At 64.9% G+C, this 17,232-nt stretch carries 8 protein-coding genes; all 8 read left to right on the top strand.

The window, feature by feature from the left end:
* Positions 1–119 precede the first annotated feature (119 nt).
* A complete protein-coding gene (locus D1Y84_RS18660; protein WP_124848031.1) occupies positions 120–1,682 on the top strand; it encodes a tetratricopeptide repeat protein in 1,563 nt (520 codons plus the stop codon).
* A gap of 419 nt (positions 1,683–2,101) precedes the next feature.
* Entirely contained in the window at positions 2,102–5,392 is a 3,291-nt protein-coding gene (locus D1Y84_RS07915; RefSeq protein WP_124848032.1) for a TonB-dependent receptor, read from the top strand.
* A 109-nt stretch (positions 5,393–5,501) separates the two neighbouring features.
* Positions 5,502–7,583 carry a trehalase family glycosidase gene (locus D1Y84_RS07920; protein WP_124848033.1) on the top strand — a complete coding sequence of 694 codons (2,082 nt, stop codon included), beginning with the start codon at positions 5,502–5,504 and terminating at the stop codon, positions 7,581–7,583.
* A gap of 51 nt (positions 7,584–7,634) precedes the next feature.
* Positions 7,635–10,022, top strand: a complete 2,388-nt coding sequence (locus D1Y84_RS07925) for a TIM-barrel domain-containing protein (protein ID WP_124848034.1) — start codon at positions 7,635–7,637, stop codon at positions 10,020–10,022.
* 364 nt (positions 10,023–10,386) lie between these two features.
* Positions 10,387–12,156 (top strand): CRTAC1 family protein, encoded by a 1,770-nt coding sequence (locus tag D1Y84_RS07930; RefSeq protein ID WP_124848035.1) that lies wholly within the window; start codon positions 10,387–10,389, stop codon positions 12,154–12,156.
* Between the two features lie 248 nt (positions 12,157–12,404).
* Positions 12,405–12,920: a hypothetical protein gene (locus D1Y84_RS07935; protein WP_124848036.1), complete on the top strand. Its 516-nt coding sequence runs from the start codon at positions 12,405–12,407 to the stop codon at positions 12,918–12,920.
* A gap of 826 nt (positions 12,921–13,746) precedes the next feature.
* The gene (locus D1Y84_RS07945; RefSeq protein ID WP_124848037.1) at positions 13,747–14,730 is read left to right on the top strand and encodes a glycosyl hydrolase family 8; all 984 of its coding nucleotides are present in this window, start codon (positions 13,747–13,749) and stop codon (positions 14,728–14,730) included.
* A gap of 50 nt (positions 14,731–14,780) precedes the next feature.
* Entirely contained in the window at positions 14,781–16,616 is a 1,836-nt protein-coding gene (locus D1Y84_RS07950) for a CRTAC1 family protein (protein WP_233581265.1), read from the top strand.
* Positions 16,617–17,232 lie beyond the last annotated feature (616 nt).

A 17,232-nucleotide genomic window follows, 5' to 3' on the forward strand; every position in this document is an offset into this window, starting at 1 on the left:
GCCTCAGGCTGTAGAGTTCTTCCATGACCTCCCCGCTTTGATCGACCCACCCAGCAGTCGTGATCAGGAACCACCCGCCCGCACCACCACACCCACCCATCTGCTACGATTCCCGAACGATGCCGGCAGCAAACGCACAGGGCAGTGCGCGGACACAACTTGTCCGCACCCGCCTGTCTCGACCCATCCTCCGCCGGTGCTTCCTTCCTGCCGCCCTTGCCGCGGCACTCGCACTACCCGCGCCTGCTGCGGAACTCCCCGACGCCGCTCTGAAGTCCGCAACCGCCCTCGTCCATCAAGGCCAGTACGACGCGGCTATCGCCGAGCTCACCCGCGACACCCGCCAGTACCCCGCGGACCCGCGTTTTCCCACCGTCCAGGGCGTCGCCTACTCCCTCAAGGGCGACACCCCCCACGCCCTCACGGCGCTCCACGCCGCGCTGCGCATCACCCCCGGTTTCCCGCCCGCGCTCAGGGCCGAGGCCCAGATCCTCACCTCCGCGCACAGGCCCGAAGCCATTCCCGTGCTCCTGCAGATCCTCAAGGCTGCCCCTGGCGACAACACCGCCCGCGAGATGCTCGCACTCGAGCAGGCCCGTGCCAACGACTGCCCTGCTGCCATCCCCAACTTCCGCGCCCTTTCCGACAGCCTCAACACCCACCCCGACTCGCTCACCCGCTACGGCGGCTGTCTCTTCTCCACCGGCAACTACGCAGAGGCCGCCACTGTCTTCGCGCGCGCCGCCACCCTGCTCCCCTCCAACCCCGGCATCCTCTACGACCAGGCGCTGAGCCAGGCGCACGTCGGGCAAAACAAAGCCGCCCTCGCCACCCTCGCGCCCGTGCTCGACTCCACCACTGACCTCGACACCCTCACGCTCGCCTCCGACACCGCCGAAGCGGACGGCGACACCCCGCAGTCCGTTGCCCTGCTGCGCCGCGCCATCGTGCTCGACCCTCGACTCCCCGACTCCTACGTCCGCTTCGCCGAGCTCTGCATGCTGCACGAGTCCTACCAGGCCGGCATCGACATGGTTTCTTCCGGACTCACCCGCCTGCCCACCAGCTACTCCCTGTTCCTTGCGCGCGGCATGCTTTACGGCGGCAAGGGCGACTACGCTCACGCCGAAGCCGACTTCCACTCCGCCGAACTGCTCGACCGGCAGCACGGCACCGCATCCTATGGTGTCGGCATCATCCAGGCCCAGGCCGACCACCCCGAGCAGGCCCTCGCCACCGCCCGCGCAGCCCTCCAGGCCCACCCCGAGGACCCGCAGCTCAACTTCCTCGTCGCCCGCCTGCTCGCCGACAGCGGCGCAAAGCCCGGCACCCCCGCCTTCACCGAGGCAAAGGACGCCGCCGCCAAAGCCGTCCGCCTCAGCCCTGGCTTCCTGCCCGGTCGCAACCTGCTCGCCAAGATCGACATGCTCAACAGCAACCCCGCTGCCGCCGTGGCGCAATGCCGCGCGGCACTCGCCATCGACCCCTCGGATGAAGCCGCCACCTACCGTCTGCTTCTCGCCTCCCGTCAGGTGGGCGACACCGCCACCGTGCGCGAGCTGGCAGGCCGCGTCGCCGAGCAGCACCAGCACGCCCGCGAAGACGAAACCAGGCGCCTCCGCTACCGCATCGTCGAGGCCGGCAGCACCGCCTCCGCGCCTCCGGGCGCCCCGGCACCCTAACCGATTACTAAGCCCAACCGATCACCAGCAAGATGTCGCCGCGATGCCTGCCTGCCCCGCAAGCCACCTCGTGCCAACGGGCTTGCGCCTCACGGGGTTACTCCCGAAATACGGCCCACCCACACGCAGCAGGACGCACTGGGCCGCGCACCTCGCCCGCGCCTCCAACTCGGGCGAATCCAATGTCGGCTTTGCCCTCCGTCCGCCGCTCTCGCGTCGCCCGCGCTCAGGCTTGACGCACCTCTCAAGCCGTAACTAAAAAAATGCACATTCCTGTTGACATCCCTGTTTGAGCCTCCCTACAGTTCTCGCCGAGTCGACGGGCTTTACTTTCGCGACTCAAACTTTTGATTGATGACTTACCAGTAAACATAGGCAGTAAACGTTTTCGTACCATCGACTTTCTCGGAGAGCCATACATGATCCGCTTCCGCTTCATCGCAAGAACTGCTGCCCTTTTCCTCTTTCTTTTGCTTGGAGGGACGGCCGCTTTCGCCCAGTTCTCCAGCGGTATCGAGGGCACGGTGCACGACAGTTCTGGTGCCGTTGTTTCCGGCGCCCAGGTCTCCATCACGGACACCCGCCTCGGCGTAACCAAGACCGCAACCACCAGCGACTCCGGCTACTTCCGCATCGACGCCATTGCCGCTTCCAACTACACCATCCAGATCAGTGGAGCGGGCTTCGACGCGTTCAAAGAAAACAACCTCACCCTTCAGGTCGGCGAGATCCGCAACCTCGAGCCGGTACTTAAAATTGGTTCGGCCGCGACCACCGAGGTCATCGTCTCCGCGCCTCAGGCCTCCCTGAACCTTTCAGCTGCCGCCACTGGCTCGGTCATCTCGCAGGAGACGGTCAGCGTTACCCCGCTCGGCGGCCAGAACGTTTATGGTCTGACCAGCCTCACGCCCGGCGTCACGGGCAGCGGCACCAACTCCACCGATAACTTCACGAACGAGTACGCGATCAATATCAACGCAGCCGGTCTTCGTCAGGAAGAGAACGGCTACCAGATTGACAACGCTTACACTGACACGCCCTCGCGTGCCGGCGGCACCTCGATCTCGCCCAATCCCGAGATCGTCGACTCCATCAGCATCCTGGCCAACAACTTCGACGCCGGCAAGGGTCGAAACGGTGGCGCCACGGTCGACGTTTTCACCAAGTCCGGTTCCAACAAGTTCCACGGCACCGGCGACTATTACTTCCTTAACAACAACCTGACCACGCGCACCGAGTTCCAGAGCACCGTGCCGACCTTCAAGCGTCAGGAGATGGGCCTCACCGCCGGTGGTCCCATCTTCAAGAACAAGCTGTTCTTCTACGGGGCCATCGACGTGCTGCGCTCCAGTGCCGTCAGTGCCAGCGCCTATACCGTGGAAACGCAGGCCTTTGACCAGTGGGCAGCCGCCAACCTTCCCAACAACCTCGCCACCCAGATACTCGCGCTTGCGCCGCCTCTGGTGTATCCCACCACGGGCCTGCTGACCGCCAGCCAGGTCATCGCCCAGACGCCCAGCTACTTCCCGCTGCCGGCTAACCTGCCGGCTAACCTGCCGATCCTCGGTACCGCCAACATCAGCTACTCCGTTCCAAAGAATGCCTACCAGTACAGCGTGCGTGGTGACGACTACATCGGCCTCAATGACCGTGTGTATGCCGAGTTCATGCGCACCTACGATACCTCGGTCAGCGCCACGCCCCGTGCCTACCTGAACTACGACCAGGCCAACAGCTCTGACTTCGCCAACATCGACTGGACCCACACCTTCAACTCCCACCTGCTCAACGAGGCGGGTGCCAACATGATCCGTCCCTTCGGTTCGGATCTCCCGACCCCCGGCGACGCCATCCCCTTCATCAACGTCACCGGCCTTACCGGCTTCGCCAACTGGGGCCCCGGCAATTTCACCCAGACGACCGTCGGCTGGCGCGATGTGCTCAGCGCCACCGTCAAGACGCAGACCATCAAATTCGGCTTTCAGCAGGACAACATTCGCGAAGTTGATTCGCAGAGTGGCGCCTTCGATCGCCCCACTTACAACTTCAACAACATCCTCGACTTCGTGCAGGACGAAGCCACCTCGCAGAGCGCTACGCCGGTCAGCCTCTTGACCCACGAGGAAGCCCCCTACAATCGGCGCTACCGCGCCCTCGTAACCGGCATCTTCGTGCAGGACGACTGGAAGGTCACGCCGCGCCTCACGCTGAACGGCGGTCTGCGCTACGACAGCATGCAGAACTTCTTCGCGGTGCTGAGCCCATCGCTCACCAACTTCAACCTGGGTACCGGCGACTACAACGCCAGCGTGGCTAGCGGCACTGTAAACCTCGCACCCAACACGCATGTGCTCGACCACAGCATCTGGGATCTCACGCCACGTGTCGGCTTCTCGTATGACCTGTTCGGGAACGGGCGCACCGCGCTGCGCGGCGGCTATGGTGTGTTTGCCGATCAACCCCCGTACATCCACGTCACTGACATCACCGCCGGCAACCTGCCCAACTACTACTCGCCCTCCATCAGCGTGTACCAGGGTCAGCCCACGCCGACCTTCCAGCTCTGCTCCGCGCCGGTTGGCTTCACCGAGGCCTGTCCGGTAGTGAACACCGCCAACGTCACCCTCAATGCCAGCGGTGGTATCACGGGTCAGCGCGCCAACGTCGGCGGCTACTCGCCCGACTACAAGCTGACACAGGTCCAGCAGTGGTCGCTGAGCGTGCAGCACCAGTTCGCCAGCAACCTCATCATGGAGATCAACTACTCCGCCTCCACTGCGCATCACCTGCCTGTCTTTAACCAGGATGCCAACCGGTTCAGCGGCGATCTCGTCGTTAACAAGGGCGTGCTCACGCGCCTCAACCCCAACTTCGGCGCCATCACCTACGGCTCATCCGATGGCAACTCTGTCGGCCACTACGGTTCCGCTACCCTTACCCGCCTCATCTCGCACGGCTTCGCCATTCGCGGTATCTACACGATCGGCAAGGCACTCGACACCTTCAGTAACTCGGGCTCCCTCGATGGCGGCGCCATCACCACCAGCACCCAGCAGATCCTCAACGGCAACCTCAACGCCCAGTACGGTCGCGCCGACTTCGACATCCATCAGCAATTCTCGACTGACGGTACCTGGACGTTGCCCAACCACTTCTCCAACCGCATTGAGAAAAACATCCTCGGCGGCTGGCAGGCCGGTGGTCTCTGGCTCTTCCACACCGGTCTTCCCTTCACCGTCTACAACGGTGCGGGCTTCAATCCGGTCTTCAACGCTGCTGGCCAGGTCATCGCAAACACTGGCGGCGACTACAACGCAGACGGTTCCAACTACGACGTGCCCAACACGCCCAGCTTTGGACCCCACCTGTCCGGCCAGTCCCGCTCCAAGTTCCGCACCGGCCTCTTCCCGGCCTCTGCCTTCCCCACACCTGCACTCGGCACCGAGGGCAATTTGGGCCGCAATACCTATGACCAGCCCGGTTACAACAACTTCGACTTCACCATGGCCAAGCTGTTCACGACCAAGTGGTTCGGCGGTAACCGGCTCAACCTTGAAGCCAAGGCCGAGGCCTATAACCTCTTCAACCGCGTTAACCTTACTGGCGTCACCTCCGATCTTTCGTCCTCGCAGTTCGGTCAATCCACGACAGAACTGCAACGGTACACAGGCGGTCGCAGCGTCCAGATCCACATACGCGGCAACTTCTAAACCCGCGTAAGCTCCAACAGGCAAGCCTGCGCGCCGGCAGCAACCACTCCGGCGCGCACCGCTTCGCAATCTTGCCCCTCCCACGAATGCCACATGCGCGGATGAACGTATGCATGCTGCCGCCAGATTCGCCGTTTTTCCACACCTGTTTACCCTGGCGCTCATCGCCGGCATAACCCCCGGTATAGCCGCTACCCAGTCGGTGGCCCAGCAGCCCGCTACTACCTCCAGGCCGCGCCCGGACACGCCGCCTTCGCAGGCCAGCACCCTGCCCCGCGCCGCCACTTTCCCCCTGTCGCCGCAGTATCTGCAGCTGCAACAACGCCTCGCGCAGGGTTGGAACACCTGGGACGTCCACAGCGTCACCACGCACGTGCTGCTTCCCGATGGCATCGCCATTCACCTCGGCCTCAAGCACAACACCACCGAGTCCGGCGAAGCCTTCCTCGGCGACACGCTGATCGGCCGTCTTGATCCGCACGCAGAACAGGTTGTCCCCGGCCCGCACGCCTGGGACGGCGCCTACACTGATCTCAGCGTCACCTGGCACGGCCACAACTGGCGCGTCGAAAGCGCCCACTCCGGCCCGCAGGATCTCGTGCTCGTCGCAACGCCGCTCCCCTCTGGCACCACCACGGCCCTTCCGCCCACGCTCGCCATATCGGTCGATCTGCTCTGGAACCAGCCCGGTACCATCACAAAAACTCCGACCTACCTCGCCGCACGCACCCCTTCGAAGGAGATCCGCGTCTATTGCAGCTGCGCCGCACAGGATCAATCTGTAACGACCAAAGCGACAGTAGCAAAACCAAGCGCAACCCTCCCCGTCACCTCGCCCTATTTCGCCGCCGACTTTAACCAGCCCATCGTCATCAGCACCGGCCAGCCGCGCTCACTCGCCGAGGCACGCGCCATTCTCGAGCAGCAACACAACGCTTATACCCGCTCCCTCACTGTCGACCCAGATACGCAGCCCATCACCGACGCGATCCAGACCACGCTCGGCTGGGACACCATCTACGAGCCCGAGGCGCAACGCGTCATCTCACCCGTCAGTCGCATCTGGAGCGTTGACTGGGGCGGTTACGTGCTCTTCGATTGGGACACCTTCTTCGCCGCCACCATGGCTTCGACCGGCGACCGCGATCTCGCCTACGCCGACACCATCGAGACCCTGCGCGAGTCCACCGACCAGGGCTTCGTCCCCAACTATGCCCGCGGCGGCAACTGGAAAAGCTTCGATCGCTCCGAGCCCCCGGTCGGCGCCATCACGGTCCTCGGCCTCTATCGCAAATTTCACGACCTCTGGTTTTTAGAGCAGTGCTTCCCCGCCCTGCTCAAGTGGAACCAGTGGTGGGCCGACCATCGCGACATCCAGGGCTATCTCGCCTGGGGCAGCGACGGCAACAACCCGCCCGGCAACCTCGACGACAACTCACGCGGCACCGGCAAAGGCGCCATCCTCGAGTCCGGCCTCGACAACAGCCCCATGTACGACACCGCCGCATACGACGCCGATAAACATGTGCTCGCCTTCGCCGACGTCGGCCTTATGAGCATGTACATCGCCGACTGCGACGCCCTCGCCACCATCGCAGACGAGTTACACCGCCCCCAGGATGCCCGCGCCCTGCGCGAGCGGAGCACGCGCTACACCCGCGCACTCCAGACCCTGTGGAGCCCCGCCGACGGGATCTTTCTCAACAAAGACCTGCGCACCGCGCAGCCGAGCCACCGCCTCTCGCCCACCAACTTCTACCCCCTGCTCTCGCGCACCGCCACGCCTGCCCAGGCTCACGCCATGATCACGCAACACCTGCTCAACCCGCAGGAGTTCTGGGGTGCGTGGGTGCTGCCTTCCATCGCGCGCAACGACCCCGCTTTCCCCGATCAGGACTATTGGCGCGGCCGCATCTGGGGGCCCCTCAACTACCTCGTCTATCTCGGCCTCGCCAACTACAACGAACCCGCAGCCCGCGCGGCCCTTGCACAAAAGTCCTACGACCTCTTCCTGAAAGAGTGGCGCGACCACGGGCACGTGCACGAAAACTACAACGCCACGCTCGGCACCGGCGATGACGTCTCCAACAGTGACCGCTTCTACCACTGGGGCGCGCTGCTCGGCTACGTGCAATACCTCGAAGCCACGCACCAGGCGCCCGCCGCTCCGTCGCCCGCTCCGCAACCCTGACGCGGCAGCACCCCCCTCAACATCAGTCACTTCCTCGCTAAAGGACACAGCATGCCGGTCTCCCGCTTCACCTCGCGCCACCGCTCGCTCACGACGCTTCTGCAGCGCGGCACCCTCGGCCCCGCACTCTTCTTGCTCGCCACCGCAAGCGCACAAGCGCAGCTTCCCGGCGCGCCGCCCACCCCACCAAAGCTCACCATTCAGCAAACCGCCACCGGCTTCACCGCCAACTCCTCCGCCGAGTCGATCGAAGTCACCGTCTGCCGCGACTCCGTACTGCATTTCGTCTCGCACGCCGTGCCCGGCTCCAGCGACGTCGGTGCCAAGCCCTGGATCCTGCCTCCGGCCGAGTCCTGCCCCGGCGCACACTTCACCGTCGACACCACGCCCGAAGCCGTGACTCTTTCCACCAGCGCCGTGCACCTCACGCTCAAGCTTGCTGATGGCATCCTCACCTACACCCTCGCCGACGGCACCACCCTGCTCAAGGAAGGCCGCAACCTCCCGCGCACCTACAAGCCGCGCGAAGTCAACGGCGACAACACCTTCGAAGTTCAGGCCCGCTTCTCGCCCGACGCGACCGAGGGTCTCTACGGCCTCGGCCAGCACCAGGGCGGCGTCTTCAACTATCGCGGCAACACCGTCGAGCTCGCGCAGAACAACACTGATGTCGCCATCCCCTTTCTCGTCTCCACCAGGGGCTACGGCATCCTGTGGAACACTGCCGCCTTCTCCTACGCCGACAACCGCTTCCCGCTCGAGTTCTCCTTCACCTCCAACGCCGTCAACGCCATCGACTACTACCTGATCCTCGGCCCCGAGATGGACCAGGTCATCCACCAGTACCGCAACCTCACCGGCCACACGCCCCTGCTCCCCGCCTGGGCCTACGGCCTCTTTCAGTCCAAAGACCGTTACATTTCCACGGAAGAGATCGTCAGCGTCGCCAATCGCTACCGTGCCGAGCACATACCGCTCGATGCCATCGTGCAGGACTGGTTCTGGTGGAAGAAAGAGGGCGATCCCGTCTTCAACGACAACTACCACGACGTTCCCGGCGACCTGAAAAAACTCCACGATGAACACATCCACGCCATGATCTCGGTCTGGGGCCTGTTCGATCCCACCTCCACCAACTACCAGCAGCTGCACGCACAGCACTTTGACGTGCCCGACGCGCACGTCTACGACTCCACCAATCCCGCCGCCCGCGACTTCTACTGGAAAAACCTCGCCGGCAAGCTGCTCGCGCAGGGCTGGGATGCCTTCTGGCTCGACAGCGCGGAGCCCGAGGAGTACTGGCCGCACCTCGGCGACGCCATCCTGCGCGACAAGCACATCGCTATCGGCAACGGCATGACCTACACCAACATCTTCCCGTTCCTCCATACGCTCGGCGTGCAGGAGCACTGGAAACAGGACAACCAGCAGAAGCGCGTCTATCTCCTCACCCGCTCCGCCTTCCTGGGCCAGCAGCGCGTCGGCGCTACCACCTGGTCGGGCGATGTCTACTCCAGCTACTGGGCGCTGCAGCACCAGGTCCCTGCCGGCCTCAACTTCGCCGTTTCCGGCATGCCCTACTGGACCACCGACATCGGCGGCTACCACCAGCCCGACCCCGGCAAGACCCAGTTCGAGCCCGGCTACCAGGACCTCTACGCCCGCTGGTTTGAGTACGGCGCCTTTTGCCCCGTCTTCCGCACCCACGGCCACCGCGATCACAACGAGTTCTGGACCTACAACCGCGTCGAGCCCATCCTGCTCAAGTACGACAAGCTCCGCTACCGCCTCATGCCCTACCTCTACTCGCTCGCGTGGCGCGTCACCAATGACGACTACACCATCCAGCGCCCACTCGTGATGGACTGGCGCACCGATCCCAAAGTCCGCGACATCGGCGACCAGTTCATGTTCGGGCCCGCGTTGCTCGTCAGCCCCGTGCTTGAGCAGGACGCCACGAAGCGGCGCCTTTACCTGCCCGCCTCGCCTATGTGGTACGACTTCTGGACCGGCAGCACCACGCCCGGCAACCAGTACGTCGAGGCCGACGCCCCGCTCGATCAACTCCCGCTCTACGTGCGCGCCGGCTCCATCCTGCCCATGGGACCCGAAATCGAATACACCAACCAGAAGCCCGATGCCCCCATCGAACTCCGCGTCTACCGCGGCGCCGACGGCGACTTCCAGCTCTACGAAGACACCGGCGACACCTACGCCTACACCAAAGGCCAGCACGCCATCATCCCCATGCACTGGGACAACGCCGCCAGCCAGCTCACGATCGGCGCCCGCACCGGCACCTACCCAGGCATGGTCGCCACCCGCAAATTCCGCGTGGTCTTCGTCGCCGCCAACCACGGCGCCGGACCGCTTGAAAGCAAAGATGCCGATCAGGAGGTGACCTACTCAGGCCAGTCCGTCTCCGTAAAACCTCGCTGATCCTCATGCACAGCCCAGGCGGGCGAGGGCCATTACCACCTCCCCGCGGCGAGTCACCCGGCAGTCTTGCTGCTGGCACAGCCTGAGCGGCAAACACAACGGGTGCCCCACATCTCGCCCCTGAGCTGTGGGGCACCACAAAACTCCATCCTCCTCACGCCCGGGCCAACTCACCGCTACCAACGACCGGCCATGTTTACAACCACCAAACCCGCAAGCGAAGATACTGAGCTATGCCGTGCAGACCTGCCGTCTCCCTCTGGCCGCCCGCCACACTCTGCACCACACTCTGCACCTTGGCCATGCTTGCACTCGCCACCCTCGCCTCGGCACAAACCCCCACGCCTGCTTCGCCCCCGCAGGCATGGGCTCCCAGCAGAACCCGCAAGCCCAGCCCGGCCAGGGCAGCGTCTCCACCGGTCTCGCGCAACCGGCCATTCTTGACAGCCAGCAACGCCCCATCACCGCTGGCGGTTTCGTTCCCACCGGCCCCATCGTCTTCAAAGACATCACCAAGCAATCCGGCCTCGCCACCTGGTCCCACCACATGGGTACCCCGCAAAAAGACCTCATCGTTGAGTCCATCGGCTCCGGCGTCGCCCTGCTCGACTACGACCACGACGGCTGGCTCGACATCTACCTCGTCAGTGGCTCCACCGCTGACGCCGAGTCCGGCAAAGCCACCCCGCCCCATGCGGCGCTCTTCCACAACAACCACGACGGCACCTTCACCGACGTCGCAGCGAAAGCCGGCGTCGCCAACGACCGCTGGGGCTTCGGCGTCGTGGTCGGCGACTACGACAACGACGGCTGGCCCGACATCTACGTCACCAACAACGGGGCGAACCGCCTCTATCGCAACAATCACGACGGCACCTTCACCGACGTTGCCGAAAAAGCTGGGGTCACCGTCGGCGGCTGGACCACCGGCGCCACCTGGGGCGACTACGACGGCGACGGCAACCTCGATCTCTACGTTCCCGGCTACGTCAAAATGTCCGAGCTCGCGAAGCTCTACGCCGCTAACTCCACGCCGCCCTCCTGCCAGTTCCGCGGCGTCAAGGTTATGTGCGGCCCGCGCGGCCTTCCCGGCGAGGCCGACCACCTATTCCGCAACAACGGCGATGGCACATTCACCGACCAGACCCAGCACGCCGGCGTCACCGATACCGGCCACTACTATGGCCTCGCCTCGCTCTTCGTCGACGTCAACAACGACGGCAAACCCGACCTGCTCGTCGCCAACGACTCCACGCCCAACTACCTCTACATGAACAAGGGCGACGGCACCTTCACCGACGCCAGCTTTGAAAGCGGCTACGCCGTCAACGAGAGCGGTCGCGAAACCGCCAGCATGGGCATCGCCGCCGGCGATCTCACCCACAACGGCCGCATCGACCTCTACAACACCACCTTCTCCGACGACTACAACCCGCTCTACCGCAACGAAGGCGATGGCAACTTCAACGACATCGCCCAGCAGGCCGGCATCGCCGAACCCACCATCCCCTTTCTCGGCTGGGGCACCGGCTTCTTTGACTACGACAACGACGGCTGGCTCGACCTCTTCATCGCCAACGGCCACGTCTACCCGCAGGCCGACGCGCAGCACTGGGGCACCACCTGGGCCCAGCGCCCGCTGCTGTTCCACAACACTCAGGGCAAGCTCTCGCTGGTCCCTCCCGTCGAGGGCACCGGTCTCGCCGTCGTGGTGCCCTCGCGCGGCATGGCCTCGGGTGACCTGTTCAACGATGGCCACATCGACGTCGTCCTCAACAACATGGACTCCGCGCCCACCCTGCTCCGCGACGTCGCCCCCGGCAGCAACCACTGGGTCGCCTTCCGCCTCGTCGGCGCCACTGCCACGCAGCCCGGCAAGCCCGCCAGCCCGCGCGACGCCATCGGCGCCACCGTCTGGGTCACGGCAAACGGTTTCCGCCAGCGCATGGATGTCACAGCCGGCGGCTCCTTCGCCTCCTCCTCCGACCAGCGTCTCCACTTCGGCCTCGGCGCCGCCACCACCATCGACAAGCTCGAAGTCCGCTGGCCCTCCGGCCACTCCGAGACCCTTACTCCCCCTACAAAGCTCGACCGCTTCTACACGCTGAGCGAGGGCAAGGGCGTCGCGGAGTAAGCGATCGCTCCAGCGCCCCCTCAGCCGTCGTACGGTAAGCACTCGCTTCACACAACTCATCCGAGCGCCCCTCACCACGCCGTCCGAGCAAACTCTGGCTTGGCCTCCACCCGCAACTCGTATCCGTGCAGTCCGCGCACCGAGGCGGCGTGCAGCACGCACCCATTCGCTGTTACAGTCCGTCTGCAGGCAAACGAAGCCGCCAGCGCCCAGCGGCGCCAAAAGCCCTCGAACAAACGGAGCAAGCCTTGAGCCTCATCTCACTCATTCTCATCTTCACCCTGTCCCTCGTGCCCGCGCCGTCCGGCCCGGCAAGCGCTCCGGCGCCGTCTCAGGCCACGCAATCCGCCGCCACCGCTCCGTTTGACCCCATCGCCGATGAAGCCCTTGCCGCCATGCGCGCACGTGCCGACGAACTCAAAATCGGCGGCGTCGCCATCGTCGCCTACATGCCTGGTGACACGCTCCAGTCCTGGAGCTCCAAGATGGTCGTCGTCGGCCGCTACAAGGACCTGCCCTCCGCCACCGACAAGGGCTCCAACCTCCTCGGTATCGTCTATGCCAAGGCCGCTGAAATGGCCGACACCCGCAAGGACAGTGGCTCGCAGGTGCGTCCTCCCATGACCGGCGAGTTCGGCTGGCAGGGAGGCGTCACTGCCCAGGGCAAAAACGGCTTCCTGATCGCCGCCTTCAGCGGTGGCAAATCTGAAGATGACGTGCAGGTTTCGCGCGCAGGCCTTGAGAAACTCAAGCAGCGCCTCTAACCATGACAAGCCGTACCGCGACGAGCGAGGTGCCGCCCTGGCAGCAGTACACACCCGGTCACCCTGCTGCTTGACGCCACCCCAGGCTCCCCGCCTGCGATGGACGCGCGCAGCTCGCGCCAACGATCACGCACAGGGCTGGCGCCAGACACAAGGGGCCGTAGCGACGCAGGGGACGCAACTCCGACGCAGCGTTCCCTCTGCTCAGGGCCGTGCTGCTCCACAACCCCGCGCCCACCCGACCACAACACTGCTGTAGGGGGTCCATGTTGCTTCGCTCTTGCTGTGCTTTCCAGCCGGCGCTTCCCCTGGCACTCCTCGGCGCCCTTCTTCCAGCCGCCGGCAGCCTGGCCGCCGCGCAATCCACGCCGCACCAGGATGCCCCGCAGCAATCCATCCCGCCACTGCCCGGCGACGGCAGCGGCGCGTTCCACACCCACCACTACCGCGACCTCTTCGCCGAGCAGGGCAAAACTCCCGCCGAAACTCACGCCAAAATCGAGCGCGCCTTCCAGCAGCTTTTCCACGGCGACGCCACTTCCGAGCGCGTCTACTTCGAGGCCGGCTCCAACGCCGACGGCCCACTCGCCTACATCACCGATTGGGCCAACAACGACGCGCGCACCGAGGGCATGAGCTACGGCATGATGATCGCCGTCCAGCTCAACCACAAGCGCGAGTTCGACGCCCTTTGGAACTGGTCCAACACCTTCATGCGCATCACGGACCCAGGCAATCCAAACGTCGGCTACTTCGCCTGGTCCATGAACACCGACGGCACCCCGCGCTCCACCGGCCCGCGCCCGACGGCGAAGAGTACTACGCCATGTCGCTGCTGTTCGCCGCCCGCCGCTGGGGCGACGGCGCGGGCATCTACAACTACCAGGAGCAGGCCGATACCATCCTGCGCGGCATGCGCCACCATCCATTGCTCACCGCCACCGGCCCGTTCCGCATCCATCCCGGCGATCAGCCCTTTCAATACAGCCAGACCCCGCTTCCCAGCCCCAACAACACCGAGCAGCAGCAGGCCGAGGCCAACCTCGCCATCGAAGCCCGCGGCGAACACAAGCCGTCCGCAACGACCGCCCCGCCGCCGCACCCCGCTCCTCGCCAAACCACCGCCGGCCCCATGCTCGAGGAAGAGCACACCATGGTCCGCTTTGTGCCCGATGTCGGCGCGGGTTTCACCGACGCCTCCTATCACCTGCCCGCCTTCTACGAGCTGTTCGCGCACTGGGGCCCAGCGGAAGACCGCGCCTGGTGGTCCAAAGCCGCCGATGTGAGCCGCGTTCTGTTCGCCACCGTCACCGGTCCACATACCGGCCTTTCGCCCGACCAGAGCAACTTCGACATGACCCCTCTGGTGCGGCACGGCGAACCCGTGCCTTTCTCCTATGACTCTTGGCGCACCGCCAGCAACTGGTCCGTCGACGCAAGCTGGTGGCACAAGGACCCCACCGAGACCGTGCTCAGCGACCGCATCCAGGGCTTCCTCATCGGGGAAGGCATCAGCACCTTCGCAGACCGCTACACCCTCGATGGCAAGCCCCTGTCCACCCGCCACTCCGTCGGCATGGTCGCGGCCACCACCGTCGCCGGCCTCGCCGCCACCCCCGGCGCGAACGAGCGCGCCTTTGTGGAAGAGCTCTGGCGTACCCCCATCCCGGTCGGCGAACAGCGCTACTTCGATGGCATGCTGTATCTCATGAGCATGCTTCACTGCAGCGGGCAGTTCCGCATCCTTGAGTCCGAAACGGCCGCCACGCAACCCGCCGACCCTTCCATCGCCCGACACGGACAGCCATGAGCCCGGCGTCGCCCCCGAGCGCCGCCGCAGCGCGACTGCTCCGCGCCTGCTTGCGCCCGCCCGCTCAGGCCTGCATCCACAGCGGCAGGCATGCCCACGGCCGATCGCTCCCCGCCCTGCTCTGCCTCCTGCTGCTGCCCGCACTGCTGGTAGCAGCAGCGCACACAACAGCAGCACAGTCTTCCGCCGCCGCAACCGCCCCGGCGACCCTGCCTGCCACCCTGCCGCAGCTCGTCGACATCACCGCCAAAACCGGCATCACCTTCCAGCACCTGTCCACCCCCGACAAGCGCTACATCCTCGACTCCATGAGCGGCGGCGTCGCCCTCATCGACTTCGACCGCGACGGCTGGCCCGACATCTACTTCACCAACGCCCCCGACGTCGAGACCCCGCCGTCCAGCGCCGCTGGACCCACTGGCGCAGTGAAAGCGCGCAACGCCCTTTACCGCAACAACCACGACGGCACCTTCACCGACGTCACCGCGCGCGCCGGCATCGAGTACCCCTGCTGGTCCATGGGCGCCGTCGTCGGTGACTACAACAACGACGGCTGGCCCGATCTCCTCGTCTCCTGCTTCGGCGGCGTCGTGCTCTATCGCAACAACGGCAACGGCACCTTCACCGACGTCACTGTCGCGTCCGGCCTCGGCATCGACAGGGGCTGGGCCACCGGCGCCGCCTTCGGCGACTACGACAACGATGGATTCGTCGACCTCTTCGTCCCGCACTACGTCGCGCTCGACCTCAAGGATCTGCCCGCCCTGGGCTCCAAAAAGACCTGCACCTACCACGACATCGCCGTACAGTGCGGCCCGCGCGGCCTCCAGGGCTCGCCCGACAGCCTGTACCGCAACAACGGCAACGGCACCTTCACCGACGTCTCTGCCCATTCCGGCGTCGACGATCCGCACCACTATTTCGGCCTCACCAGCGTCTGGTCCGACTGGAACGACGACGGCAGGCTCGACCTCCTCGTTGCCAACGACGGCGAACCCAACTACCTCTACCGCAACGACGGCAGTGGCCAATTCACTGACGTTGCGCTCGAAGCCGGCATCGCTCTCTCCAACGATGGCTCCGAGCAGGCCAATATGGGCGTCGCGCTCGGCGACTACCTCCACACCGGCCGCTTCTCCGTCGCCATTACTCACTTCAGCGACGAATACACCACGCTCTTCCGCAACGACGGCAAGCTCTCGTTCAACGACGTCTCCGCCGAAGCAGGCATCCAGACCCCTACCGCGCCCTACGTGGGCTGGGGAACCGCCTTCTTCGATTTCGACAACGACGGCTGGCCCGACCTCGTGCTGCTCAACGGCCACGTCTACCCGCAGGTCGACTCGCGCGCAGTCGGCACCCTTTACCGAGAGCCCAAGCTGCTCTTTCTCAACCAGCACAACGGCACCCTGCGCAACATCAGCAAGGCAGTGGGCCCCGCGCTGCAGGTCCCGCAGGTAAGCCGGGGTCTCGCCGTCGGCGATCTCTTCCGTGACGGCCACCTCGAACTCGTCGTCGAAAACCTCGAAGGCGGTCCCATGATCCTGCAGCCGCAGGGCGGTCCCAGCAACCACTGGGTCAGCTTCCAGCTCGAAGGCACCGCCAGCAACCGCCTCGCGCTCAACGCGCGCGTCCGTGTTACTTCCGGCGACCTCGTGCAACTCGACGAAGTCCGCAGCGGCGGCAGCTACCTGTCACAAAACGACCTGCCGCTGCACTTCGGCTTGGGCAGCCACGACAAGCTCGACACCGTCGAGATCCTCTGGCCATCGGGCCACCGGGAAACAGTCCACAACCTCGCCGTCGACCATTCCTACTACGTGCTCGAAGGCCAGGGCCTCGTTCCCGAACAACGTATCCAGCCACAGACCCCGGCACACCGGTAACGCCCCAAACGACACGCTCGCCCAATGCCCTTAAGCAGGCAGCAACGAGCAGAACTTAAAACCGCCTGCGCGGCTGGCGGCCACTTCGTGGCGGGTGCTCTACGCAGTGATCTCTACGTCGCAGCTCAAGAGCTTGTTACATATCTCGCACTGTCAAGGACGCAACGCTATCCTCCGGCAACTTCGGCGCTTTGCCATCTGCACTCGGCGTTTCGCTGACAAAACAGCGCGCTTCCTTCTGCAGTTCCGGCGCATCGCCAGGAACGCCACGTTAAAGCGTCTGCAACTTCGGCGCTTCACTAACAACTCCGAGCATTCCCCTAATGCAAACCTGACTCTTCCCACCGCGACCAAGGCGATCGCTGGCAAGGCAGCGTGCTTCCTTGCTGCAGGTTCGTTGCGTTCCCAATATCGCGGCGGATCTTCTTCTGCAGTTGCGATGTCTGGCCAGCAAGGTCTCGCGCCTTGCGCACTGCAGCCTCAAGGACGTTGCCAGCAGGCCCACAATCCCGGGCTGACCTGCGGCACGCCGTACAAACTCCCGAGGCTCCCGTACGGCAACCTCGGTGTCTTCGCCTACAATTTCGCACTGGTACCTGCGCCCCGGGTCTGGGCC

The sequence above is a fragment of the Acidipila sp. EB88 genome (genome assembly GCF_003858395.1).
In the GTDB taxonomy this organism is placed as follows: Bacteria; Acidobacteriota; Terriglobia; order Terriglobales; family Acidobacteriaceae; genus EB88.